Below are 24,446 nucleotides of genomic sequence, written 5' to 3'. Positions count from 1 at the left end.
GTCATCCTTGACACAAGTCATTGACACTGCCCTGGCCCGCTCTCGCGTATCTGGGGTGAATTTTCTCGCGACATTCACCGCATACCGCACAACACACGTTGTGGAGTCTGTCGTGTCCCCTCTCTTGAAGCAAAGGTGGTTGCACCGTGGCCAAGACCAAAGACGAAGCCTACGAATGCTCAGCATGCGGCTGGCAGGTGTCGAAATGGGTCGGCCAATGTCCCAACTGCAAAGAGTGGGGCACGCTAGAGAAGGTCACTATCCGCTCCAGCGGTGGGAAGTCCGCCTCCACGCTGGAGGACAAAATTGCCGCACGGGCAGCCAAGCAACGTCGCCGTAGCGCTGCCGCAACGGAGCCCGGCGCGCGGGGTGGTCGTCGTAAAGCATCTTCCACTTCCGTCGCAGCTGAAAGCCAGCGTCTAGCACAGCGCGCGCTTGACGACGAGGCGGAGGAACGTTTCCTCGCCGAGACCTCCGCAACAGATCGAATCCCCACTTCATCTTCCGAGTTGACCGCGATTACGGGGATTTCCGCCAAGGCTGCGCACGCGGTGCGCACGGGCATCGGTGAACTGGATCGAGTGCTCGGTTCCGGTATTGTGCCGGGTTCGTTGGTGCTCTTGGCGGGCGAACCGGGGGTTGGTAAGTCGACGCTGCTACTTGAAGTGGCCTACCGCTGCGCGGACGGCGATTTGGGGCCGACGCTTTACGTCACCGGTGAGGAATCGGTCGGCCAGGTGCGGCTGCGTGCCGAGCGCACTGGCGCACTGTCAGACTCGCTGTACCTGTCGGCGGTGTCGAATATCGAGGACGTCATCGATCTGACGCTGGAGCTCTCCCCCGGTCTGCTCATTGTGGACTCTGTGCAGACGATGCGTGCCGACGTCGAAGGTGCTCGCGGTGGCGTTGCCCAGGCTCGCGCCGTAACCTCTGCTCTGGCGGCGCTGGCAAAGGAGACCGGAACTGCGGTTTTCCTGGTAGGACACGTAACCAAGGACGGCAATGTGGCCGGCCCGCGCACAATGGAACACCTGGTTGATGTGGTGCTCAACTTCGAGGGTGATAGGCATTCGGGGCTACGCTTCTTGCGCGGCCTGAAAAACCGTTTCGGAAGCACCGATGAAGTGGGCTGCTTCGAGCAGACGGCGGGCGGCATTGCGGAAGTTGAGGATCCCTCGGGGCTGTTTTTGCATCACCGAACGCCGACCTCGGGAACTGCAATTACCGTGGCCATGGATGGCCGCAGACCGCTGCTGGCGGAGGTGCAGGGGCTGGTAATCAACACCGAGGCCCATAATCCCCGACGCAATGTCTCTGGTCTGGACCCGCGGCGCGTGCCGATGGTCGCGGCCGTGCTGACTGAACACGGGAACTTCAAGCAGTTGGCTCGCATGGAGATGTACGTGTCCACCGTCGGCGGTATGACGCTGTCGGAGCCTGCCGCGGACCTGGCAATCGCGCTGGCGCTGGCCTCATCCATGACTAAGCGGACCTTCCAGGATAAAACCATTGCACTCGGCGAACTGGGGTTGGCCGGCGAAGTGCGCCGAGTGACCGATTTGGAGTGGCGGCTTAAGGAAGCTCATCGAATGGGCTTCGACACGGCAATTGTGCCCAGAGGCGCAAAAGGCCCGGCGGGGATGCGGCTGCTGGAAGCAGGCACCGTTGCCGAGGCCATTGAGCTTGGGTTAGGGACTAAGCGCTAGCGCATGTTGAACGTGTAGGCGTCAGAGTTGTTGTCACCAATCACGCCGTAGAAGATGTACGACCCGGAGGGCGCTGGGACGCGGTCTTCTTCGGAGCACTTGTTCGGCGCCGAGGTCAGACGCGACCAGGTGGCGGCATAGTTGACTTCCTCGCCCGGTGCCAATACCAGTTCGCCGTGGCCTTCGGAGTCGTTGCAGTCCACATCCGACCAGACTCGCTCATACGTTGCCAGGTCGTACACCTCGAAGCGCAACTGCTGCTCATTAAGGTTCACGCGGCATTCACCGCCGGTGGGATTGTGGACGGTAATCGCCAGAGTCGGCTGCTCATCGCCGTAGTTCGGCTGATCCGAGGTGGCTGTCACCTGCAGGTCTGCAAGGCTACAGTCCTTTTTGTTCGCAAGAGCCGCCTGAGCGTCATCCTTCGCGGAGTCTTCGCCTTCCTTGTCGCTCTTCTTGGCGTCCTTGTCAGACTTGTCGTTCTTCGAGTCCTTGTCAGACTTAGGCGCGTAAGGTTCCTTGGACTGTTCCGGAGGAGTCACCTCTTTCCCGTCATCCCTGGTGACATTCACCGGTTCAGAATCCTCGCTGTCCCGGTTTACCAGTGCGGAAATACCCCAGCCCAGGAGAACGAGGATGATAACGAGCAACACCGCCGCGGCGATACGCCGACGCCGGTAGATTTCTGGAGGCAGCTTATTGGTCACACATTTAGGTTAGCGGGTTCTCGCTGACTCCATGGGTAACGACAGTCTCAGCGCGTCCGTCCTCCAAGCGGTACCGCATACCGACAACGCCTACCTCGCCGGTCTCCAGTCGCGACGAAATCTCCGGCGAGCGATCAATAATGTGATTAACAATCTCGCGCACGTGGCGACGCTCAAATTCGTCGATTTCAGTCTCACCATCCTTGCGAGCCGCCAGCAGCGACGGGGTGACCTTTTCAATCAGCACACGCTGGAAACCACCCGGCAGTTCGCCACCGTCCAGTGCATTCTTCGCCGCAGCCACAGCGCCGCAGGACTCGTGACCGAGAACAATCACCAGCGAAACTCCAAGACCATCAACTGCGAACTCCAGCGAAGCCAGCACCGACAAGTCCGTGATCTCACCGGCGGTACGGATCACAAATACATCGCCCAGACCCTGATCGAAAATGATCTCCACCGGAGCGCGGGAATCCGAGCACGCCAGCACAACGGCCTTCGGCTTCTGCCCCTGCGTCAGCTGCTTACGACGAACCAAGTCCTGGCGGGGATGCGCAGTCTTACTCTCGCAGAAGCGGAGGTTTCCGCGCACCATCGATTGCCATACACTTTCAGGAGTCCTCTCAGAATTGCTCATAGTTATATTGTGCAACGACTCCGCTGTTTATGGGAAAGCGAGAATGTAGATTGACCTCTGCAATTAGCCAATCCGACGACTTCGACGAACACGTCGATGCCGCCTTACGTGATTGGTATCGCGCCAACATGCGGCCACTTCCTTGGCGCGAAGAAGGCACTTCCCCGTGGGCCGTGCTCGTCAGCGAAGTGATGAGTCAACAGACTCCCGTCGCCCGCGTCATCCCCTCCTGGCACGCCTGGCTGGAAAAATGGCCCACCCCAGCCGATTTGGCAGTCGCGCCCAAGGATGAAGTCCTGCGTATGTGGGGAAAACTCGGCTACCCCCGACGTGCACTCCGGCTGCGTGAATGCGCAGAAAGAATCGTCGAAAAGCACGACGGCGAAGTGCCGAGTGACGTGGACACACTGTTAGCCCTTCCGGGGGTAGGGGACTACACCGCTCGGGCGGTAGCGGCGTTTGCTTTTGGCGCGCGCACGCCGGTGGTGGACATCAACGTGCGCCGCGTACTCCGGCGACACCGCCAGGGCACGTACCTTCCCGGCATCGCCAAACGCGCCGACATGGCGCTCGTCGAAGAGTTGCTACCACTCGACCCCACGACTGCGGCCGAGACTTCCGTCGCGCTCATGGAACTCGGCGCTACCGTCTGCCGAACGACACCCGAGTGCGAGGCCTGCCCCATCGCCACCAGTTGCGCCTGGATTGCCGCCGGTCGCCCCGAACCCGAAGACCATGAGATCGCCGCTGCTAAACGACGCGTGCAGAAGTTCGAAGGCACCGACCGCCAAGTCCGGGGCTTGCTTCTCGACGTGCTCCGCGCCGCCGACTCCCCCATCGAACAGGCCGCTCTCGATGCGGTCTGGGATGATGCACATCAGCGTTCCCGCGCACTGTTTTCCCTGCTTGACGACGGGCTTGCGGAGCAAACTCCCGATGGCCGCTTCCAGTTGCCCCGTTAAAGCCGAGGCAATGCTCCGGTAAAGACCAGATTCGGACAAGTGCGTTGCCTAGAATTAGGAGCATGAATGCCTCGCTCCATCGATCTCAGCGCCAACGCTGTCTCTTTGGGGCTAGTAAGCGCAGAATTGCGCTGAGCATGGTGCTCGGAATTTCTCTGATTGGCGCTAGCGCGGGTGTGATTAGTGGTTGCTCAGCGTTGGATGGTCTAGGTGCGATTGACTTCGACTCCTCGGATTCTGACTCTTCTGCGGTGAAGCGATTGCCTCCGGGGCAGGTAATTACGCAGACACCATTTCCGGTCAATGCGCCCGCACGCGCACAGCGGGTCGTGTTTTCCTCCACAGGTGCACGCGACCACCGCCAAACAGCAGTATCTGGTACCGTATTGCAGCCCTATGCCCGCTGGTCGGAGAAGTCCCCACGGCCTCTGGCGGTGATTGCGCCGGGGACTCTCGGGATGGCCGATAACTGCGCGAGTTCGGTTGCGCTGCGCTACGAAGCACCTCCGACGCCTCCGGCACCTCAGCTGCTGGCACAGGGATGGAATGTTGCCATCGTGGATTACCAGGGGCTCGGCACGCCCGGGGTACATCCGTATCTCAACCGTGAGATTGCCGGGAATAACACGCTCGATATGGCACGAGCGACTATTGAAGCTTTACAACTACCTGCAGATACTCCCATTGCGCTCTTCGGCTACTCACAAGGCGGAGGTGCCACCGCTGCAGCCGCCGAGCTAGCCGATGAGTACGCCTCGGAGCTGAACATCCGCGCTGTCTACGCCGGGGCTATTCCGGCCGATCTCACCGACACTGCGCTGCATATTCGCGGCTCGGCGCTGGCGGGACTCGTCGGTTACTTCATGAACGGCTTGATTGCAGAGTACCCAGAGTCCAAAGAACCAATCGAGCGCATGCTCAGCCCACTGGGGCAGGACTTCCTGAAGCTCACCGCCGATGAATGCATTGGCGCCACTGTCGAACGTTGGCCTCGCAATGACACCAAGGCATTTACTGCCAATGACTTGGGGATAGCGGAGAATCTGCGCTCGCCCGAGCTCTCCCCCGTCGTTCGACGCCACGTGGACGAACAGGCTCTGGGCACAAAGACTCCCAGTATGCCCGTGTTCGTTACCCATAACGCATTGGATGATGTGTTACCCGTGACGTCGGCACGCGAACTTGTGCAGAAATGGCAAAAGGCCGGCGCCGACATCACCTACGTGGAGGTCGACACTGACCTCGGTGATGGGACGCACGGCCTTGCCTACGTGCTCACTCACGAAGAGATGCTTGCGTGGGTGAATCAGAAAATGGGGTACTAGCGGCGACATTCGCCACTTTCCTCCATCTAGCAAATACAGCTACTTTTTCTTCCAGCGACCACGGAAGGTCAAGCCTTTGCCCAGTCGGACGGTGTAACCGCCACGGCTGTTAATGGTCACTGGACCGATACGCTTAGAACCAGAGACTCCCGAACCCGAGTAGTTCAGCCACGTGTCCTTGTCCAGGTTCTGCTTCTTGCGAAATTGAATCCCCATTTAGTTCTCTCCCTCGGAGTTATCAGATTCGGTCTCTGCCTCGGCAGTATCTTGATTGGCAGTACCTTTGATGTCGCCAGATACAAACGCTCAGGATACCGTCAGCACTGCCGAGAACGCCCGTCATCTTCCTCAGAATCGGCCAAGGCACCGCTCATCGGCATCAACGTTACCGACCTTGCCTCATATTGGTGAAGATAACTTCGCCTTGCAGATGTCATTGAACTCGCCGTCCCTGCGCCATAGATGCCTCAATCCGTTATTTGTGACCGCCCCTAGTGAGCTCATGAAACCGGCCACCGCCACAGCGTGCCGAACAATGACGACAGCTAGTTAGTGCAAACCACCCAAGGATGCGAATGGCTCCTCGGCCTGGATGTCGTGCAAGGGCACGCGCACCCAAGGCGAATCACTGTGTGCGAGCAGCTCGGTGAGCCGTTGCGATTGATCCTTCATCGCAGCGGTGACGTCGGGCTCACCATCACTCGCCCAAATCATTCGACCCCACCAGAAACTTGCGGCTACGTCAGCCCACGACACGAAGTAGCGCTGCAGCACCGCCACGGCCTTGTCTGAAATCTGAAGGAACTCTTCTGGAGAGATCCACCCCAGCTCCGTTGCCGGGCCACCAACGTTGTGAACACGGATTATGTCCCATGCGCGAGTAGTGGCGGGCAGTGCCGGGGCCGCTGCTTTGGCAAAGCCCTCCGAGCGCAACATCCTTACGAGGTAGCGGAACTTACGTTCTCCACGACGCGGATCCGCGCCTTGGGCAATAAAGAAGTCTTTGAGGAACTCGACCTTTTCCTCCACTTCCACATCTAGCTCGCGCTCGGGGACGTCCTTCACGGCGTATGCGAGGGGTAAAACCAGGTCATCTTCCACGTGCTGGCCACCTTCGAGCAGAGCATCAATAACCTGATACGCTTCCTGTGCACCAGTGACCCCCCAGTTTTGCTCGAGAGAAGTTTTGTAGTACTTGGCCGCCCTTGCGTTGATGGCCTCAACCCCTAGCGGGGTCGCAAACGCCTTATTGCTCTTGTACACCATTGCCCAAGAGTGGCGGCGCACCTCATCTTTGCTCGGCGCCGGTTCCGGCCATGGGAACTTTGTAAGGCGGTAAATCCAAGTATCATCAAACTTTGCTGGCGTGAACGTTGAGCTCATATCCACACAACGTACCGAGGTTTCTGGCGCGGTTCCGCGGTGCCCCATCCATCACCCCTATGCTGGGGAATGATCTACGCCATAATTCAGCACACCCAGTCACAGTTTTTGATGTGTTGTTAGTCTCGTGTGCATGACAGGATCCCAAATTGCATTGACAGACCGGCCAGATCTCGGTGCTGCGCTTAAGCGTGCTGGCGATTCCGAGATTGTGCACGCTGCCGCCGCAGCCGTTGCAGAAGGCCTTGGTGTCGACGAGATTGTGCTGGAAGCCGCCGCCACGAAAGCTAGCGGGGTGGACGGTGCCGCGTTTGTCACCAACCGCAGGATCCTCGTGACCGCCGATAAGAAGGATCCATCTCATTTTGAGTTCCTTGAACTTGACAACCTGGGCAACGTCACAGTTCTGCCTTACAAGGGTGGCTGGGCCGTCGTGGCCCAGCTCTACAACACATATAAGGTGTGGAGCGGTTTCACAGAAAAAGCTGCGAAACGTGTGCAATTTGCCGCCCAGTGGGCCCTGACCGCAGGCCGAGAGGCACGAACGGAGGCCTCGCGTGCAGTGTCGTCGACGGAGCTTTTTGAGCGATGGAAAGAAAACAAGCACCGTCTCAATCGCAATAGTTTGGAAGAGCTTGCAGAGTCGATGCGCTCCCTGTATTCCGACATTGATTCACGGTGGTGGACTGAATAATGATTCGACTTGCATACCCGGGTTCGCCCGACCGATTTAATGGGGCAGAAGACACATCACACATCGAGCAAAACCTGGCTATTGCGGAAAATGGCTATCGCCATTACATCAAGCATGGCTCGTTACTAGAAACTGGAGCATCTCCGGCAAATACGACTGCTACCTCCAGGTCAAACTCCAGTGCGGGCACGACAGGTGTTCAGGCCAGCGGCGCATCGAAAGGTCTCAGTGTAAAGAAGCAGCTATTACTCCTCCCCTTAGTGATAGCGGGCATCGTAGTGCTAGCGATTGCCTACGTTGCGGCTAAAGACGCGCTCTTTAGTGACAAGTCAGACGAGTCCGCTGCTCCCGCACAGTCCGCCGCTGAAGCACCTGCCGATTCCGGCGCTTCCAACGGTGGCGCTACCGGTGCCACTGGTGGGGATACCGCTGGCGGCCTCACCCCTGCCGACCACGCACCCGAACCGATTGCTAGTTTCGTGCGGGCCTGCACAGACTATGAAGTGGTGTTTAGCTACTACGGTGCGGATAACGCCCCTGCCCCACAGGCAATGGGTACCAACTGTTCCGTGGATACTACGAAGGCACCCGACGTTGGTTACGTAGTCTTCACCGATGACCCTGCCGCCACCGCCGCCGTTCGTGACGGCAAGCCTGTCTTGGATGCCGTTGAGATTCCGGCAGAATCAACGCGCGGTTCCACATTCAAGGCGCAGCGAGTGGAGTCCCTCATCACAGTTGCGGAAATCCTCCCAGATGATCAGGGAATCGTTGAGTACATGATCAAAAATGATGACCCCGAAGTGGCAAAGAAAGCATTGGTCGACCTCGGCGTGGCCAAGTAGAACTACAACTCTCCGCGCTTTTAGGAAAGACCGCATATAGACACACTGCCGCCCCAGTTCCTCCCATAATGGAATCGGAACTGGGGCGGCAGTGTTCGTTGGTACTGCTAGCGGCTAAACCTCTTAGAGTGGCTGGCCAGCACCCGCACCAGCCGGTGGCGGGTTGTGGCCGTCGTCATCGGAGTCCGAACCGGACTCTAGGTCGGTTTCAGCGGCGGTGGAGCCGCCGTCACCCAGTACATCCGGGGTGATGATATCGGGCTCGCTGGTACCAGCGCTGCCGAGAACGTCCTTGCCTTCCTCGGAGTCATCCAGAGCACCGCCGTCGGCATCGACGTTACCGGCCTTGCCCTTGTTGGTGAAGGTAAACTTCGCCTTGTCGACGTCCTTGGACTCGCCATCCCAGCCTTCGACATCGATGAAGACGGTCTCGCCGAGACCAACCTCACCGTAGAGAATCTTCTCGGAGAGCTGATCCTCAATCTCGCGCTGGATCGTGCGACGCAGCGGACGGGCACCGAGCACTGGATCAAAGCCACGCTTGGCCAGCAGGTTCTTGGCGCGGTCGGAAATCTCCATGGTGATGCGCTTCTCGTCGAGCTGGTCGCTGACGCGGGCCAGCATGAGATCGACCATCTGGACAATCTCAGCCTGGCTCAGCTGCTTGAAGACCACAATCTCGTCGATACGGTTCAGGAACTCCGGACGGAAGTGCTTCTTCAGCTCGTCGTGGACCTTGTCCTTCATCCGCTCGTACTTGCCATCTTCATCGGCCTCGCCGACACCCGAGAAGCCCATACCAACAGCCTTGGAAATGTCGCTGGTACCCAGGTTCGAGGTGAAGATCAGAACCGTGTTCTTGAAGTCCACCACTCGACCCTGCGAGTCAGTCAGACGACCGTCTTCCAGGACCTGCAGCAAGGTGTTGTAAATCTCCTTGTGGGCCTTCTCAATCTCGTCGAAAAGCACGACGGAGAACGGCTTGCGGCGCACCTTCTCGGTGAGCTGGCCGCCCTCTTCGTAGCCGACGTATCCGGGAGGAGCACCGAAGAGACGCGAAGCGGTGAATCGGTCGTGGAACTCACCCATATCAATCTGAATGAGTGCGTCTTCCTCACCAAAGAGGAACTCGGCCAGGGCCTTCGACAGCTCGGTCTTACCAACACCGGACGGACCGGCGAAGATGAACGAACCGGACGGACGCTTCGGGTCCTTCAGACCAGCGCGGGTACGACGAATAGCGCGGGAGACAGCACTGACGGCCTCTTCCTGACCGATGATGCGCTTGTGCAGCTCATCCTCCATGCGCAGCAGACGCGAGGACTCTTCCTCAGTGAGCTTGAACACCGGAATTCCAGTCCAGGAAGCCAGGACCTCCGCAATCTGCTCCTCGCCAATCTCAGCGATGGTGTCGGACTCGCCCGCACGCCACTTCTTCTCGCGCTCGCGGCGCTCTTCGCCCAGCTTGCGCTCCTTGTCGCGCAGACCAGCTGCCTTCTCGAAGTCCTGCTCGTCGATGGCGGCTTCCTTCTGGCGGCGCACATCGGCAATCTTGGAGTCAATCTCCTGCAGGTCAGCCGGGGCAGTCATACGCTTGATACGCATACGAGCACCGGCCTCATCAATAAGGTCAACAGCCTTATCCGGCAGGAAGCGGTCGTTGATGTAGCGATCCGAGAGAGTAGCGGCGGCAACCAGTGCCTTGTCCGAGATGGATACGCGGTGGTGAGCCTCGTACTTATCGCGGACACCACGCAGAATCTCAATAGTGAGATCCACGCTCGGCTCCGGCACGTTCACCGGCTGGAAACGACGCTCAAGAGCGGCGTCCTTCTCGATGTGCTTACGGTACTCATCCAAAGTGGTAGCACCGATGGTCTGCAGCTCACCGCGAGCCAGCTTCGGCTTCAGAATCGAGGCCGCGTCAATTGCGCCCTCTGCGGCACCGGCACCGACCAGCGTGTGAATCTCGTCAATAAACAGGATGATGTCACCGCGCTGGTTAATCTCCTTGAGCACCTTCTTCAGACGCTCCTCGAAGTCACCGCGGTAACGGGAGCCCGCAACCAGGGAACCCAGGTCGAGGGAGTAAAGCTGCTTATCCTTCAGCGTCTCCGGCACACGACCGTTGACGATGTCCAGCGCGAGCCCTTCCACAACGGCGGTCTTACCAACGCCCGGCTCACCAATCAGCACAGGGTTGTTCTTGGTACGGCGAGAAAGAACCTGCATAATGCGCTCGATTTCTTTCTCACGACCAATAACCGGATCCAGCTTGCCCTCACGTGCAGCCACGGTCAGGTTACGACCGAACTGATCGAGCACCAGCGAACCGGACTGGTGGTTTCCCTCCTGCACACGAGCGCCGGAAGTAGCGCCGACCGGACGCTGCTCCGGAGAACCATCGGACTCATCGCCCTGGAAACCGCTGAGCAGCTGAATAACCTGCTGGCGTACGCGCGGCAGGTCAGCGCCGAGCTTAACCAGGACCTGAGCGGCAACACCTTCGCCCTCGCGAATCAGGCCGAGCAGCAGGTGCTCAGTACCGATGTACTTGTGCCCCAGCTGTAGTGCCTCGCGCAGAGAGTACTCCAGCACCTTCTTTGCACGCGGGGTAAATGGCACGTGACCGCTCGGCGGCTGGGAGCCACGGCCAATAATGTCGACTACCTCAGAGCGCACAGCGTCCAGGGAAATACCCATGGACTCGAGCGCCTTGGCAGCCACACCGTCGCCTTCACTAATCAGGCCGAGCAGGATGTGCTCCGTGCCGATGTAATTGTGATTGAGCTCGCGTGCCTCATCCTGTGCCAGGACGACAACGCGACGTGCTCGGTCCGTAAACCTTTCGAACATCACTGCCCTTTCAAGTGTCTATTTTTGCCGTAATTCAATAAAGGTTGTTTCACCTAGCTTAAACGCGACGCGTCGCAGATTAATCCCTATAGCCGTACGCCAGTAGCGAACAGTCTGGTCAAGAGAGGTACAACGGCGGTTTCATCCTGGAACGGACACCTAGTTGTTCACGCGGTCGTCGTGGCCGTCATCTTGGTCGTCGTCATCATCGTCGTGGTCATCATCATGATCGTCGTCATCGCGATCATTGCGATTGTCGTCCACGCTCTCGGTCGAAGTCACCGTAGTGGTCTCGACAGGTGCCGGATCGACGTCATCGCTATCGCCACATGCTGCAAGACCGAAAGCCGCACCGGTTGCGGCTGCTCCGACCACGGCAACTCGGGCTGCCGAAATGCGTAGGAAAGTTTGATTTTTGAGAGTGGACTTCATGGGTTCCCCTAAGTCATATCGAATGGCCTCACCCTCCACTACGGCGACGAGGGCGCAGTTGGATTGGAACATCTTTCAACAACTTTTCCTAGAGAAATTACCTCAAAACGGAGCCTCTATGTGCGGCGACAACATCTCTCGAGATAGAAGAAGCCCCGCTCCTTTGAACGTATTCCCTGTTTACCTCGCATATCTTCACAATCATTCGTTTCTGATAAAAAAATTTTGCAAAAAGCTACACAAAAGTGACCTAGGACACTTATTCTTACTGTAAAAGAAACTAAATCGGCGGTCCTACCGATGAGGTTTCGCCTGATTAGGCCTCTCCGAAGACCACAGGACATGAACCACGGAAGATGAGTGACTATGACATCTGATCCACAGACCTCGATTCTCAATAAGGTGCGCAAAGCTTCGCGAGCTACCTCGGACCTCGTTCTCGGTCTCGCACCGGTGACGCAAGCTGGTGTCCTCGGCTCGATGGGACCCGGCGCGGCTGGTAAGGCATTAAATTCCATCTACCGCTGGGACTTCCTGCCAGCTGGTCTCCTCGGCATTGCAGCCGGCCGTGATCCGCACCACACCGCGATTATTGATGACGGCGGCTCGCTGACCTACGAGGAGCTGCACGAGCGCTCCACTGCCCTGGCGCGGGCACTCCGCCACGGCGATATTCAGCAGCGCAACCGCATCGGTGTGCTGGCTCGCAATCACCGCGGTTTCATTATGGCTCTGTGCGCCCACGGTCGCCTCGGCACCGACCTGGTGCTGCTCAATACTGGCGCCGCTGCCGAGCAGACTCTAGCTGTAATTCGCGAGCAGAAGATTGACTTCCTGTTCATTGATGAGGAATTCACTCACATGCTGCCGGAGGACTTCGATGAGTGCCCGGTCGCAGTGTCGTGGTTTGAAAACTACGGTGATACCTCCTGTGTTCGCGAGGGCTGGACCTCCATGCAGGAGATGCTGAAGACTGCACCGCCGGCAAAGTGGCCGACCGCCGAGCTGCCAAGCCGTCCGCGCCGTGGCCGCGTTATTATTCTGACCTCCGGAACCACCGGCACTCCAAAGGGTGCCAAGCGTCCGGAGCCGCGCAGCTGGATGCCGGCATCTTCCATCATGAGTCGCATTCCACTGCGTCAGCGCCGCCCGGCTTACCTTGCGGCTCCGCTGTTCCACACTTGGGGCTTCGCAACCGCACAGCTGTGCATCGCACTGCGTTCCACCATGATTATGCGCCGCAAGTTCGATCCGGCCGACAGCCTCCGCATTATCGAACAGCACTCTCCGCACACCATCTTCCTGGTGCCGACCATGCTGCAGCGCATGATTGAGATTCTCCCAGACAACTACGACATCGGTGCGACATCGCTGAAGGTCATCGCATCCTGTGGTTCGGCCATTCCGGAGGGAATTGTCACCAAGACCCTCGAGCGCTTCGGACCGGTTCTCTACAACCAGTACGGCTCCACCGAGGTCAGCTGGGCAACCATTGCTACCCCGGATGAGCTCAAGGCAAATCCGACCACGGCAGGTCGCGCACCGCTGGGCACTCGTGTCCAGATTCTCGACGAAGACGGCAACCGCGTTGCCGACGGCGAGACCGGTCGAATCTTCGTGGGTAACAACATGTTGTACGAGGGCTACACCCGCCCGGGTGCGGACAAGCAGGTCATTGACGGCATGGTCTGTACCGGTGACCTGGGTCGAATGGAAAACGGCCTGCTCTACATCTCCGGTCGCGAGGACGACATGATTGTCTCCGGCGGTGAGAACGTCTTCCCACGTCAGACCGAAGATGCACTCAGCCAGCTCGAGGGTATCCGCGAGTGCGCAGTCGCAGGCGTTCCGGATGAGCGCTTCGGCCAGGCCCTGGTCGCCTGGGTTGTCCGCGACGATTCCCCTGAGGGCCGCGCCCTGACCAATGAGCAGATTCGCACATACGTCAAGCAGCGCCTCAGCCGCTTCGCTGTTCCGCGCGAGACCGTGTTCCTCGATGAACTGCCACGCAACGCAGTCGGCAAGGTGGTTCCTCGCCACCTGCCGAAGCCGTGGGAGAATGCCGCCGAGGAGAAGGCTGCTTAGGGCGCGGGGACCGTCGTAAAGCGAACGGCAGACACGAAAAGGACGCGGTACAAACTTCCAGTGTGGAAGTTACCGCGTCCTTTTTGCGTGTCCTAGAAAGAACCAGTGCTGATTAGCCTGCGTTCAAAACACCGTAGTCCGTGACGGGTTCACGGAAAATTTCTTCGCCGTCCTGGGTCACGGTTACCGCATTTGGAGTGACGGTATACGTGTAGCCACCATTCTTCGCGACAGCACGGTTCCCGGAGAAACTATCTACTGTGTATGCATCCGGGCTGTCCGAAATCTCACCGAAGTCACCGATGTAATGGCGCTGCTGGCGGTTATTGGAATTCTCGCAAATCACGGCCTTGCCCGACGACGTCTCCGCCAGCACACGCGCGTAATACCCACCCGAGCAGCGAGCGGTACTGCCAACCCAACCTTTGGCGTCGATATCATCGCGATCCATACCGAACGCGCGAAGACCAAAATTTCCCCTCTGCGTAGTGGTAGGAGCGCTGCTCTCCGGCTGCTTCGTCGTTTCCGGCTCGACGGTCTGGGTATAGGTTTCCGTGTGCGTCTCCACCGGCGCCGGGGACGCAGTGCTTGACGACGAGTCCCCTGCCGCAACCGTATCGGGAGACTGCGGGGAATTTTCGGAGGAATTATTCAGGTAGTACGCGCCACCGATACCGGCGACCGCTGCAAGTGCGACACCGACGATGCCCAAGACCACGTACAGACCGTTGTTGTTCTTCTGCTCAGGTGCCGGATACTGCTGATAAGCCGGATACTGCTGGGGGTAACCGCCCTGGTTCGGCCCCTGCGTTTGGTACTGGTACTGAGGCTGGTACTGGCCTTGAGCCCCACCCTGTGGCTGCTCCCAGGCAGATGTTGCATAACCGTCCTGCTCCCAATCCTGCGGGGAGGACGAGCGCGGGTTGTACTGGTCGGTCATCGCTAAATTCCTTATTACGTCAGAGCCACACTTGTGCTCGGCCAATAACGTGGCGGCTTGCGACTACGCCCACAGCGGAACTTGCCACTACGTATTTTCCATTAACACCATGCATTGCCCAGCGTACCCTGCTTGAAGCTAGGACTAGCTCAGAGCGGCACTTTGTTCTTGAAGAAATTGACGTAGTTCCGATCGGAGATCTTTCCCAGCATAAACTCTGGCTCCAACCCGAACATCGACCAACGAGTTTTCGTTGACCAGGTCAGCGACTGCGGTGTTGTAGTGCGGTGGTAGCTAATTTGGTAACCGTCAGTGTGAACTCGAATCTGTGTGTATCCACCCGGATAGCCGAGTGCCGCACCCCGCTCACAGAAGTCCGTATCCCCGTAGTCAGCGATACCACGGCGGCTGCGGTGCGTATGACCAGCGAACACGCCTTTGGCACCCGGCGTGGCGGCCAGAATCTCCTGGAAAATCTTGGCCTGCTGCGCCTCGACCATGAATGCCTCACCACCGAAATGCGAACGCACCGCATCCTGAGTAAACGGGTGATGCGCAAACAAAATTGTCGGACGCTCTGGATCGTCTGCGAGTTCGGCACGCAATGCACGCATCTGACGCTCATTAATACGTCCACCTGCATAACCAAACTCGGCGGTATCAACACCGATGAGGCGCACTTCGCCGACGCGAGTCGACCAGTGTTGCTGCGTCGGCACAAGACGCTGGCTGAAGTAATCCGGAACCGCGGTCTTGCCCTTGCGGATTCCGCGTCCCCGGAAACCATTGATATTGGGTAGCCCGGGCGGGTGCACATCGTGATTACCACGGGTGACAAACCAGTTTTTCCCAAACTCACCGAAAGTATCCAAAACCCTGATGAGTTCGTCATACTCCTCAGGGCGGTTGCTATCCGTGCAATCGCCATTGATGACGAGAGTGTCTAACCCGGCAGCCTTTACCGTGTCCACCAGACCCTGCAATTGCATAGAGGCAAAAGGCTGCTCTCCCGGACCGGAGGAAAGACCGAGGTTGCCAATGCGAATGCCGTCATGATTGGGCTTACCAATGTGTGTGTCATTCGTCAGCGCGAACGTCGCCAAATGTGCACCCTCCAACGCTGGCAGAGTGCTTACGACGCCTGTCTTCTCCGGTGCCGTTTTGCTCATGGTGATATTCAGCGACGGAACCGCGCGGCAGTTGTGTGACCAGCACTCAAAGCGGTACTCCCGTCCCGGCTCCAACCCGTCAATGACCACATGGTGGTAGCCCGACTCTGAGTACCCCTCGTGCACGAGCTCTAACTGCGTTGAATCCGCAGGACCAAGCAGCACCCGCTCATCCGAAGGAACGGTCGGCTTAATGAAGCCATACGCCGTCTGCACTCCCGGAGCATATGTTGCCCATGTAAATGCCACTGACGTGTCTGTGACAGTGATGACCTCCAAGTCGCTAGCCAGTACCTGCCACGACTTGGAATCCGACTGGGTAAGCCCCAGACCCGACGTGACGTACTCCAGGCCGTACGCTCCCGAGGTTTTCGCGACGGCCATTGAACTTGCAGCAAGAGTTGCAACAGAGAGGTAGGCCCGGCGGGAAATGCTCATGTCCAATAAGCCTAGAACCTAAAGATGAAAATTAGATGAACTCTCCCTCTAATCTCAGAAAAATAGGAACGCAACGACAAGAGACACACGGCCAAAACAGCGCAAAATAAAACACCGCCCTACCAAGTCATGGCAGGACGGTGTTTTAAGAAATGTGGCTTGAGCATCTTTGTGAGCTTTTACCGGCTCACCAGTATGTAGATTGCTCTGAAACTGTAACTACTTCAGTTCCTTGGAGGACAGGCCCAGGGTGCGGCGAGCAACGACCAGCTGCTGAATCTGCTGGGTACCTTCGAAGATGTCCAGGATCTTGACGTCGCGGGACCACTTCTCCAGCAGGTTACGCTCAGAGTAACCGAAGGTACCTGCCAGCTGAACGGCACGGAGGCAAATCTCGGTGCCTGCACGGCCGGCCTTGGCCTTACACTCGGAAGCTTCCAGAGTGTTCGGCTGCTTGTTGTCAGCCATCCACGCAGCGCGCAGAGCCAGGAGGTATGCAGCCTCCCAATCGGACTCCAGCTTCAGGTACTCAGCTGCAGCAGCGCTCTGGGTGTGTGCCGGGGCATCGTAGTCAATCTCGATGCCAGCCTCTTCCAGGATGCGACGCAGCTCTTCCAGCGAAGCACGGGAGACACCGATGGCCATACCCGCAACCAGCGGACGAGTGTTGTCGAAGGTCGCCATTGCGCCGGCGAAGGACTTCTTAACATCAATGTCCGGGGAACCCAGCAGGTTCTCCTTCGGAACGCGGACATTGTCCAGGCGGAGCACTGCGGTATCCGAGGAACGAATACCCAGCTTCTCCTCCAGGCGCTCAACGGTGAAGCCCGGAGTGCCCTTCTTCACCAGGAAGGACTTGATGGCAGCGCGCCCCTTGGACTTGTCCAGGGTCGCCCACACAACGACGGAGTCGGAACGCTCACCAGCAGTGACGAAGATCTTCTCACCGTTGATGACGTACTCATCACCATCGAGCTTGGCGGTGGTGGAAACTGCGGAGGAGTCAGAACCAAAGGACGGCTCGGTAATTGCCATGGAAGCCCAGGTCTTACCAAAAGCCTCCAGCTGCTCATCGGTAGCAACAGCTGCGATAGCTGCGTTACCCAGACCCTGGTACGGCAGGGACAGGGTCAGACCCACGTCACCCCAGCAGGTCTCAATAACGTTGAGCAGCGAAGCCATGTTGCCACCGTTTTTTACACCGGTGCGCTTCGGCTTCTTATCGTCACCACGTCCACCGGAAGCACCGGAGAAGCCACGGCCACCATCTGCCATGCCGTCCATCATGGAGGCAAGGGTGTCGAGTTCCTTCGGGTACTCGTGCTCAGCGAGATCGTACTTACGGGAAATCGGTCGGAAGATCTCAGCGGCGGCCTGATGCGACTGGGACGCGCCCGCCTTGAGGAACTTCGGCAGTTCGAGGTTAATCATTTTCTTTCCTCTTAATTCTTTTCGGCTGAAGTATCTAGCGGTTTACAGAACGACGATGCCTTCGGCGACACCAATTGCGCGGAGGTCACGGTACCAACGCTCAACCGGGTGCTCCTTGGTGAAGCCGTGTCCACCGAGCAGCTGCACACCGTCGGAACCAATCTTCATACCCTTTTCAGTGGCGAAGGTCTTAGCCAGAGCTGCCTCGCGAGCGAAGCCGCGACCCTGGTCAGCGCGGGAAGCACCGCGGAGGGTGATCATGCGGAGACCATCGAGCTCAATCTTGATGTCGGCGACCATGAAGGCCACTGCCTGGCGGTGGGAAATCGGCTCGCCGAATGCCTGACGCTCGTTGACGTAAGGAATGACGTAGTCGAGAACTGCCTGAGAAGTACCCATTGCAAGAGCGGCCCAGCCGAGGCGGGAACGACGCAGAATGTCGAGGTATGCCTCTTCACGATCTGCAGCCGAGGTGCTAGCGCCGCCGAGAATGTTCTCAGCCGGAACCTTGACATCCTTCAGGATGACGCGACCCATTGAGGCACCGCGCAGACCCATGGACGGGTCAGCCTCAACGTGGAGACCCTCAGTGTCGGACTCAACGATAACCAGAGCCGGCTTACCCTCGAGCTCAACACCGATGATGAACAGCTCAGCTGCGCCGGCGTTCGGAACGAAGGACTTAACACCGTTGAGGACCAGCGAATCGCCCTCGCGCTTTGCGGTGGTTTCAGGCTTGCGTGCGTCGAAAAGCGGGCGCGGCTCTGCGAGAACAACAGCGGCGGCCGGGACGTTCTCGCCAGCGAATGCCGGCAGGTAGGTCTTCTGCTGCGAGTCGGAGCCGTGAGCGGTCAGGGTGGCAGCGACACCGGCCGGAGCCAGCACTGCCAGAGCCAGACCCATGTCACCGTAGGACAGAGCCTCCGCGACCAGCGCGTTGGTGGTGACGTCCTCGCCGGTAGCGATGCCCTCGAAAGCCTCCGGGACGTTGATCATAGTGACGCCCAGCTCAGAAGCCTCAGAGACGAGATTCTCCGGGGGAGTTGCCTCGTGGTCGGACTTGTAAGCAGCCTCGCGCAAGCGCGACTCAGCAAACTCCTTAACCGTCTCGACGATCATCTGCTGATCCTCGGTCGGGGTGAGGTCGAAGAGCTTCTTTGCCTTCTCCTCGGCTGCGGCCTCCTGTGCAGCCTGGGCTTCCTCAGCCGGACGCTCCGGCTTACCGGAACCGGAAATCTTCTTAAACTGACGGTTCGCGGCACCAAGGGTCTTAAAACCGGACTTGGTGGACTGGTACACCACGCGGTCGATCTTTGGCTGAAGGTCGTACTTCTGGGCGAAGTCCGAACCAGTAATGGACGTGATGAACCGCATTGCCGCTCCGATAGCGTCGCGACCAGGGTTATTGCGGCCGACAGTCGAATCTTCGCGGTTCTTCTTCTCGCTCATGTGATCATGGCCTTTCGAGTCAGAACTATTACTGGCATAACAATAAATCAATCACGTGACCGTTGTCACAAGAATTGAAAAAACATTGCCAAGTAACAGAAAACTTTCAGGCTTCTAACTCGTCAGGCGATAACGCGGTTAACAACGTAGTTGCGATCAGAGAGCTCACCAAGCAGAGCCTCGGGCTCGAAACCGTACATCGCCCAACGGGCACGCGCAGTCCACGCAAGCGCATCTTCGCTGCTCAAACGGTGAAAGTTAACCTGGTAGCCACCGGAGTAGACATGCAGCAGTGTGTAGCCACCGGGGTATGCTTTGCACGCGCCGGTCTCCAAATAATCAACGCCGGCCCCAACATCACCGCGAGTACGCTTTGCACGGTGGGTGTGACCTGCCCCCGCGAAGAATACACCCGGAGCGTCGTTAAGCAGCTGCTGCAAACGTCGTGCATCAGCGCTATTGAGAATGAAGGTGGGGCCGGCAGCGTTTGTCCAGCCAGCCTCGGAAGTAATCGGGTGATGAGCCAGCACAACCGTCGGCTTGTTGGGGTCACGCTGCAATTCCCGCTCCAGTGCATCGAACTGTTCCGGGCTAATTTCGCCGCCGGACTCATCCAACTTCGATGAATCCAGCCCTATGACACGGACCGGCCCCTGCTGAGTGACCCACAGTTCCTGCCGCGGACGCCCCAGGAGAACACCGAAGGGATCGCGATGATTCTCGGTACCCTCCAAAACCGGGAATTCGTCGTAGCCAGCAGATGGATCGGCATCCGGCTTATGCGGACGATCATGATTGCCGCGGGTGACAAACCAATGCTGGCCTTGAGCACCAAAAGTATTCATAATCTCGGCAAATCGACGCACCTCCGCCGGACGTGCTTCCGACGTGGCATCACCGTTGACGAAAACCTTTTCAATACCCATCCCGCGCAGCTCGGCGAGCGCAGCCGTCAGCATGACCTCGGGGTACGGTCCGGCACCCGGTTCAGAAAAGATAGGAGCGGGGAAATTGCCGGTGATAATACCGTGCCCATTTTCGCCAATATGCGTGTCATTGAGGATGGCAATCGTGGTCAGGTACTCCCCTTCCGGAGCTACCAACGTCGTGAACTGTCCAGTTTGCTCGGGTGTATTGGGGAGGTTTCGGGTAATTAATCCCGGCTCGGCGACCCGCCCATTCGATCGGCATTCGAAACGGTACGTGGTTCCAGGACGCAGCTTATCGACGGTCACAAAGTGGTAGCCAACCTGCGCTTCGTCCTTGTGCACCACGGGCAGTTCGCCGCCCTCATCGGCATCGACTGGCACTAGAGCAACTTCAGTGTCGGCCGGCGCCAGTGGAGCCAGCTTTCCCCACGCTGGGTGTGGGCCTGCATAGGTCGCCCACGAAAATGTCACCGACGTATCGGTCACGGTCACGACTTCCAGGTCCGTCACAACAAGGCCGCTGGTCAACCCGGTGAATGGAAACGGCGCCTGGTTCGGGGCCGCCGATGCAACTGCTCGCGTCCCGACGCTATTGACGGCAACCGCTACAGCCCCCGCACCCGCTACTGCTCCCGCTGCTGCTCCCAAGCGCAATACGGATCGCCGATTAATTTTCTTATTCCCATTTGCCGAATTCACGGGTGAAGAAATTACGGGATAAAAATAATCCCGGTGATAACACCGGGATAACTACACATGAATTCAGTCGCTTACGCTTCCGGCTTCACGATCGGGAACAGCACGGTTTCGCGAATGCCAAGGCCGGTCAGGGCCATCAGCAGGCGGTCAATGCCCATGCCCACACCGGTCGTCGGCGGCATGCCCTGCTCCATTGCGTGCAGGAAGTCCTCATCCAGAACCATGGCCTCGTCGTCGCCACCGGCGGCCAGTCGCGCCTGATCCTCGAAGCGCTCACGCTGGACAACCGGGTCAACCAGCTCGGAGTAGCCGGTAGCCAGCTCGAAGCCACGGACGTAAAGATCCCACTTCTCGGTCACGCCAGGCTTGGAGCGGTGCTGACGAGTCAGCGGAGAGGTCTCGACCGGGAAGTCGCGGACAAAGATAGGACCGTCGAGCTGGTCTTCACAGAGCAGCTCCCAGATTTCCTCAACCAGCTTGCCGTGGCCCCAGCCGCCCTTTTCCGGAACCTCAAGTCCAATCACATCGGCGATTGCCTTTAGCTCCTCGACGGTGGAGTCGATGGTCACTTCCGGCTGACCAGGGAACTTGCGAGCAAGTGCCTCGTTCAGCGACGGGTACATCTCAATCTGCTTCCACTCGCCGCCAAAGTCGAACTCCGTACCGTCGGCAAGCGTAACAGTCGTCGAACCGAAGACCGCGACGCAGATTTCCTGAATGACCTCGCGGACGGTGCGGGCGGAGTCATCGTAGGTGCCGAATGCCTCGTAGTACTCCAGCATCGCGAACTCCGGGCTGTGCGAGGAGTCGATACCCTCGTTGCGGAAGTTACGGTTGATCTCAAAGACTCGCTCCATACCGCCGACGACGCAGCGCTTGAGGAAAAGCTCCGGCGCGATGCGAAGGTAGAGATCAATGTCCAAAGCGTTGGAATGAGTCACGAACGGACGTGCAGCTGCACCGCCGTGCAGAGTCTGCAGCATCGGGGTTTCGACCTCGAGGAAACCGCGACGCTCAAGGGCGTGGCGCAGCTCGCGGATGACCTTGATGCGAGTCAGTGCGTTAGTACGAGCCTGCTCACGCATAATCAGGTCCGTGTAGCGGTGACGCACGCGACTGTCCTCGGACAGATCAGCGAACGACACCGGCAGCGGACGCAGAGCCTTCGAGGCCATCTGCCACTTGGTAGCCATCACGGACAACTCGCCGCGGCGCGAAGAAATTACGCGGCCAGTAATGAGGACGAAGTCGCCCATATCTACGTCCGACTTCCAAGCAGCCAGGGCGTCCTCGCCGACCTCAGCCTTGGAAAGCATGGCCTGCAGGGTCGTGCCGTCACCCTCCTGCAGAGCGGCAAAGCAGAGCTTGCCGGTGTTACGAATAAACATGACACGACCAATGACGGTCACGACATCCTGAGTCTCCTCGCCAGCCTCGAGGTGGCCCCACTCTTCACGGACATCCTTGAGGGAATGAGTACGGGGAACCTCAACCGGGTACGGCTGAATTCCAGCCTCGAGCAGGCGGTCACGCTTCTCGCGGCGAATGCGCAGCTGCTCAGGAACGGTGGCGGTGTTTTCAGGGGTCTTCTTCGCGTCAGTCACGGCTATAAAGGTTAGCCGACTACACCGCCGACCTGCTACTCGCCCGCCCCTTTGCGAAATACTCGGCGGGCTACTCCCCCGCCTGCCGCCAACCTCGACGAATATCCTCCACAATTCGAGGATGAGCAAGTGTCGACGGTTCCAATTGTTGCGGACCGTTATCGGCACCGAACACGGTCGCAGCCCGGGCCACGTCAGGAGTGAGGAATTTCAGCGGCGGGGCGTCGTCGTAAAGCTCGAGCGTAGGAGGCTCAGGCTCGGCCTGCGCGAGTACAAACCCCCAGTCCCCGAAGGTGGGAACATGCACGTGGTACGGAGTGGTCGACCAGCCTGCGGCGCGAATCGAACTGTCGGTGCGCCAGAAGGCCTGCGGCGTCGAAAACGGCGAACCCGACTGCACCACCAGCTTCGCGCCCGGCGCGGCCACCGTGCGGATCAACCCGTAGAACTCCTGAGAGTAGAGCTTGGCTAGCACTGCGTTGTCGGGATCGGGAAGGTCTGCATAGATGGCGTCGAACTTCTGCACCTGCGCCTTACCACGTGCCTGCTCGTGGAGCCATGCGAAAGCATCCGCAGCAATCTTCTCCACTCGGGGATCGTCCAGGCTGCCACGGTTGTCCTCCCGCAGCACAGTGCGCGCGACCTCGATGACGTCCGGATCCAAATCGACCTGAACAATGCGCTCGATGTTGGGCATCCGCAGCAGCTCCCGGGCAGCCAACCCATCGCCTCCGCCGAGGATCAACGCCGACTTCGTTTCTTTATCCACCGCCGGGTAGACCAGCGACTCGGTGTAGCGGTACTCGTCACGACTGGAGTACTGCAATCCCCCGTCGAGATATAGCCGCCGGTCCCCGCCAAATCGAGTGACGACGATGTCCTGATACTTCGAGTGCTTGGCGAAAACAATGGGCTGGGCGTAGAGCGACTGCCGGGCGGTCGCCTCGATGTCCCGGATTCCGGCCAGTAACGCTACCAACCCAACCAGTGCCGCGACGAGGGCGGCGACAGATGCGGCTAGTGCCCGGCGGGTCAACATCTGCTTCAGTAGCAGCGCGGCGATTATCAATGCCGCGGTGACGTTAATCAGTCCAGCGATGGCAGTAGCCTTCAGCATGCCCACCGTAGGCAGGAGCACAAATGGCCAGATTAAACCGCCGACCAAGGCTCCGAAGTAGTCCGCAGCATTGAGATTCGCCAGCACGCGACCGGTGTCCTCGGCGGAGGACGTCCGGCCGGTCTGCAAAAGTGTCATGAGTAACGGCACCTCGGCACCAACCAGCGTTCCGATTATGAAAGTGGCGGCGACCAATGCTCCGAGGCTCTCACCTGTAACCGAAAATACCCAGTACAGAACGGTTGCGGACACACCGCCGAGCAAACCCAAAGCACACTCGATACCGAGGAAAGACACCGCGGCACGGCGCACAAACGGCTTCGCCGCCACGGCGCCAAAACCCAGCGCTGCGACATAACCGGCCACAATCAGGGAATTCGCAACGACGTCGCCGCGGCCAAGAGAAGCCGACAGCGCCAGTAGTGCCAGCTCATAGACCAGGCCGCAAGCAGCACAGGCCGCCACAGAGCCCAGCAGGAGAGCCCGCCAGCGCCGGGAAGTCGTGGTGGTCTCCATTTATGACAGCGCCACCGCGTTAATCACACCGATAACAATGAAGGTGGTCGCAGCCAACACCGCTCGGGGGCGTACCTTCGCGTCCATTACGACATCGCGGAAGCGCCCCGGGATCAGGGCTTCCAGCACCAGCAGCGATGCTGCCTGCAACACAATGCCGAGTGCACCGTAAACGAGGGTCTCCCCCAGGCCAATCATCAGAGCGTCGTCGGATGCGCGGATTACCGAAACGACAATGCAGGCCAGCGCAATCTGCTGTGAGCCCGCTATCATCGCGGCGCCCGCACGGTTTTCGAGAAACACCAGGTCGCGCAGTTTCCCAGGAGTAATCAGATCAAGGACAATGAATCCAACTACGAGCACTAGGGCACCCGCAAGGAAGTAACCGACGGTGGCCGGCACTCCGACGGCCAGATGCTCGCCCACAGTTGAGGCCACGACCGACTGCGCTGGCTCCGATGTCTCCGACTGCGCCGTGAGGATAGCCGTCCCGGTGGTGTCCATGTACGTTACTGGTCCCAT

The 24,446-nt window shown here is 58.9% G+C and carries 20 protein-coding genes; 6 read left to right on the top strand and 14 right to left on the bottom strand.

All coding sequences use genetic code 11. The features are described 5' to 3' along the window. The first annotated feature begins 146 nt into the window (after window positions 1-146). On the top strand, window positions 147-1,706 hold the full coding sequence (gene radA, locus HMPREF2820_RS10125; protein WP_070603941.1) for a DNA repair protein RadA: 1,560 nt from the start codon (window positions 147-149) through the stop codon (window positions 1,704-1,706). On the opposite strand, the gene HMPREF2820_RS10120 is transcribed toward radA, so the two are convergent. Together HMPREF2820_RS10120 and HMPREF2820_RS10115 are read right to left on the bottom strand one after the other, a co-directional pair. Next, complete coding sequence (locus HMPREF2820_RS10120) at window positions 1,703-2,413, bottom strand: hypothetical protein (RefSeq protein ID WP_070603940.1); 711 nt, start codon at window positions 2,411-2,413, stop codon at window positions 1,703-1,705. The genes radA and HMPREF2820_RS10120 overlap by 4 nt on opposite strands. Window positions 2,414-2,417: 4 nt before the next feature. Further along, the gene (locus HMPREF2820_RS10115; protein ID WP_070601110.1) at window positions 2,418-3,050 is read right to left on the bottom strand and encodes a carbonic anhydrase; all 633 of its coding nucleotides are present in this window, start codon (window positions 3,048-3,050) and stop codon (window positions 2,418-2,420) included. A 29-nt stretch (window positions 3,051-3,079) separates the two neighbouring features. On the opposite strand from HMPREF2820_RS10115, the gene HMPREF2820_RS10110 reads away from it, so the two are divergent. Both HMPREF2820_RS10110 and HMPREF2820_RS10105 read left to right on the top strand, forming a co-directional pair. Further along, on the top strand, window positions 3,080-4,012 hold the full coding sequence (locus HMPREF2820_RS10110) for an HhH-GPD family protein (RefSeq protein WP_070603939.1): 933 nt from the start codon (window positions 3,080-3,082) through the stop codon (window positions 4,010-4,012). A 137-nt stretch (window positions 4,013-4,149) separates the two neighbouring features. After that, the gene (locus HMPREF2820_RS10105) at window positions 4,150-5,337 is read left to right on the top strand and encodes a lipase family protein (protein ID WP_070603938.1); all 1,188 of its coding nucleotides are present in this window, start codon (window positions 4,150-4,152) and stop codon (window positions 5,335-5,337) included. A gap of 39 nt (window positions 5,338-5,376) precedes the next feature. Here the strand turns inward: HMPREF2820_RS10105 and HMPREF2820_RS10935 are convergent, their stop codons facing one another. Next, window positions 5,377-5,553, bottom strand: a complete 177-nt coding sequence (locus HMPREF2820_RS10935) for a hypothetical protein (protein ID WP_005510144.1) — start codon at window positions 5,551-5,553, stop codon at window positions 5,377-5,379. A 333-nt stretch (window positions 5,554-5,886) separates the two neighbouring features. After that, window positions 5,887-6,720: a DUF1266 domain-containing protein gene (locus tag HMPREF2820_RS10100; RefSeq protein WP_070603937.1), complete on the bottom strand. Its 834-nt coding sequence runs from the start codon at window positions 6,718-6,720 to the stop codon at window positions 5,887-5,889. 133 nt (window positions 6,721-6,853) lie between these two features. Between HMPREF2820_RS10100 and HMPREF2820_RS10095 the strand changes: the two genes are divergently transcribed. Continuing rightward, window positions 6,854-7,414, top strand: a complete 561-nt coding sequence (locus HMPREF2820_RS10095; protein WP_070603936.1) for a hypothetical protein — start codon at window positions 6,854-6,856, stop codon at window positions 7,412-7,414. 260 nt (window positions 7,415-7,674) lie between these two features. After that, window positions 7,675-8,259 (top strand): hypothetical protein, encoded by a 585-nt coding sequence (locus HMPREF2820_RS10090; protein WP_246822269.1) that lies wholly within the window; start codon window positions 7,675-7,677, stop codon window positions 8,257-8,259. A gap of 123 nt (window positions 8,260-8,382) precedes the next feature. On the opposite strand, the gene HMPREF2820_RS10085 is transcribed toward HMPREF2820_RS10090, so the two are convergent. Next, window positions 8,383-11,115 carry an ATP-dependent Clp protease ATP-binding subunit gene (locus HMPREF2820_RS10085; RefSeq protein WP_070603934.1) on the bottom strand — a complete coding sequence of 911 codons (2,733 nt, stop codon included), beginning with the start codon at window positions 11,113-11,115 and terminating at the stop codon, window positions 8,383-8,385. 159 nt (window positions 11,116-11,274) lie between these two features. Continuing rightward, entirely contained in the window at window positions 11,275-11,547 is a 273-nt protein-coding gene (locus HMPREF2820_RS10080; protein WP_210398721.1) for a hypothetical protein, read from the bottom strand. 366 nt (window positions 11,548-11,913) lie between these two features. Here HMPREF2820_RS10080 and HMPREF2820_RS10075 point away from each other — a divergent pair, with 366 nt between their 5' ends. Beyond that, window positions 11,914-13,632 carry an AMP-binding protein gene (locus tag HMPREF2820_RS10075; protein WP_016421472.1) on the top strand — a complete coding sequence of 573 codons (1,719 nt, stop codon included), beginning with the start codon at window positions 11,914-11,916 and terminating at the stop codon, window positions 13,630-13,632. Between the two features lie 112 nt (window positions 13,633-13,744). Here HMPREF2820_RS10075 and HMPREF2820_RS10980 read toward each other — a convergent pair whose 3' ends face one another. The 8 genes from HMPREF2820_RS10980 to HMPREF2820_RS10035 form a co-directional block, all read right to left on the bottom strand. After that, a complete protein-coding gene (locus HMPREF2820_RS10980; RefSeq protein WP_070603932.1) occupies window positions 13,745-14,572 on the bottom strand; it encodes a hypothetical protein in 828 nt (275 codons plus the stop codon). 149 nt (window positions 14,573-14,721) lie between these two features. Then, entirely contained in the window at window positions 14,722-16,179 is a 1,458-nt protein-coding gene (locus tag HMPREF2820_RS10065; RefSeq protein WP_070603931.1) for a purple acid phosphatase family protein, read from the bottom strand. Between the two features lie 219 nt (window positions 16,180-16,398). Continuing rightward, the gene (locus HMPREF2820_RS10060) at window positions 16,399-17,610 is read right to left on the bottom strand and encodes an acyl-CoA dehydrogenase family protein (protein WP_016421475.1); all 1,212 of its coding nucleotides are present in this window, start codon (window positions 17,608-17,610) and stop codon (window positions 16,399-16,401) included. Between the two features lie 42 nt (window positions 17,611-17,652). Then, on the bottom strand, window positions 17,653-19,059 hold the full coding sequence (locus tag HMPREF2820_RS10055; protein WP_070603930.1) for an acyl-CoA dehydrogenase family protein: 1,407 nt from the start codon (window positions 19,057-19,059) through the stop codon (window positions 17,653-17,655). Window positions 19,060-19,181: 122 nt separating this feature from the next. After that, entirely contained in the window at window positions 19,182-20,687 is a 1,506-nt protein-coding gene (locus HMPREF2820_RS10050) for a metallophosphoesterase family protein (RefSeq protein ID WP_070603929.1), read from the bottom strand. 71 nt (window positions 20,688-20,758) lie between these two features. Next, window positions 20,759-22,291: a lysine--tRNA ligase gene (gene lysS / locus HMPREF2820_RS10045; protein WP_038626637.1), complete on the bottom strand. Its 1,533-nt coding sequence runs from the start codon at window positions 22,289-22,291 to the stop codon at window positions 20,759-20,761. 70 nt (window positions 22,292-22,361) lie between these two features. After that, on the bottom strand, window positions 22,362-23,924 hold the full coding sequence (locus tag HMPREF2820_RS10040) for a polyamine aminopropyltransferase (RefSeq protein WP_070603928.1): 1,563 nt from the start codon (window positions 23,922-23,924) through the stop codon (window positions 22,362-22,364). After that, complete coding sequence (locus tag HMPREF2820_RS10035) at window positions 23,925-24,446, bottom strand: DUF350 domain-containing protein (RefSeq protein WP_083276369.1); 522 nt, start codon at window positions 24,444-24,446, stop codon at window positions 23,925-23,927.

Origin of the sequence: Corynebacterium sp. HMSC064E08 (genome assembly GCF_001811805.1) — a bacterium.
In the GTDB taxonomy this organism is placed as follows: Bacteria; Actinomycetota; Actinomycetes; order Mycobacteriales; family Mycobacteriaceae; genus Corynebacterium; species Corynebacterium jeikeium_D.
This window is presented reverse-complemented; position numbering and strand designations above follow the sequence as displayed.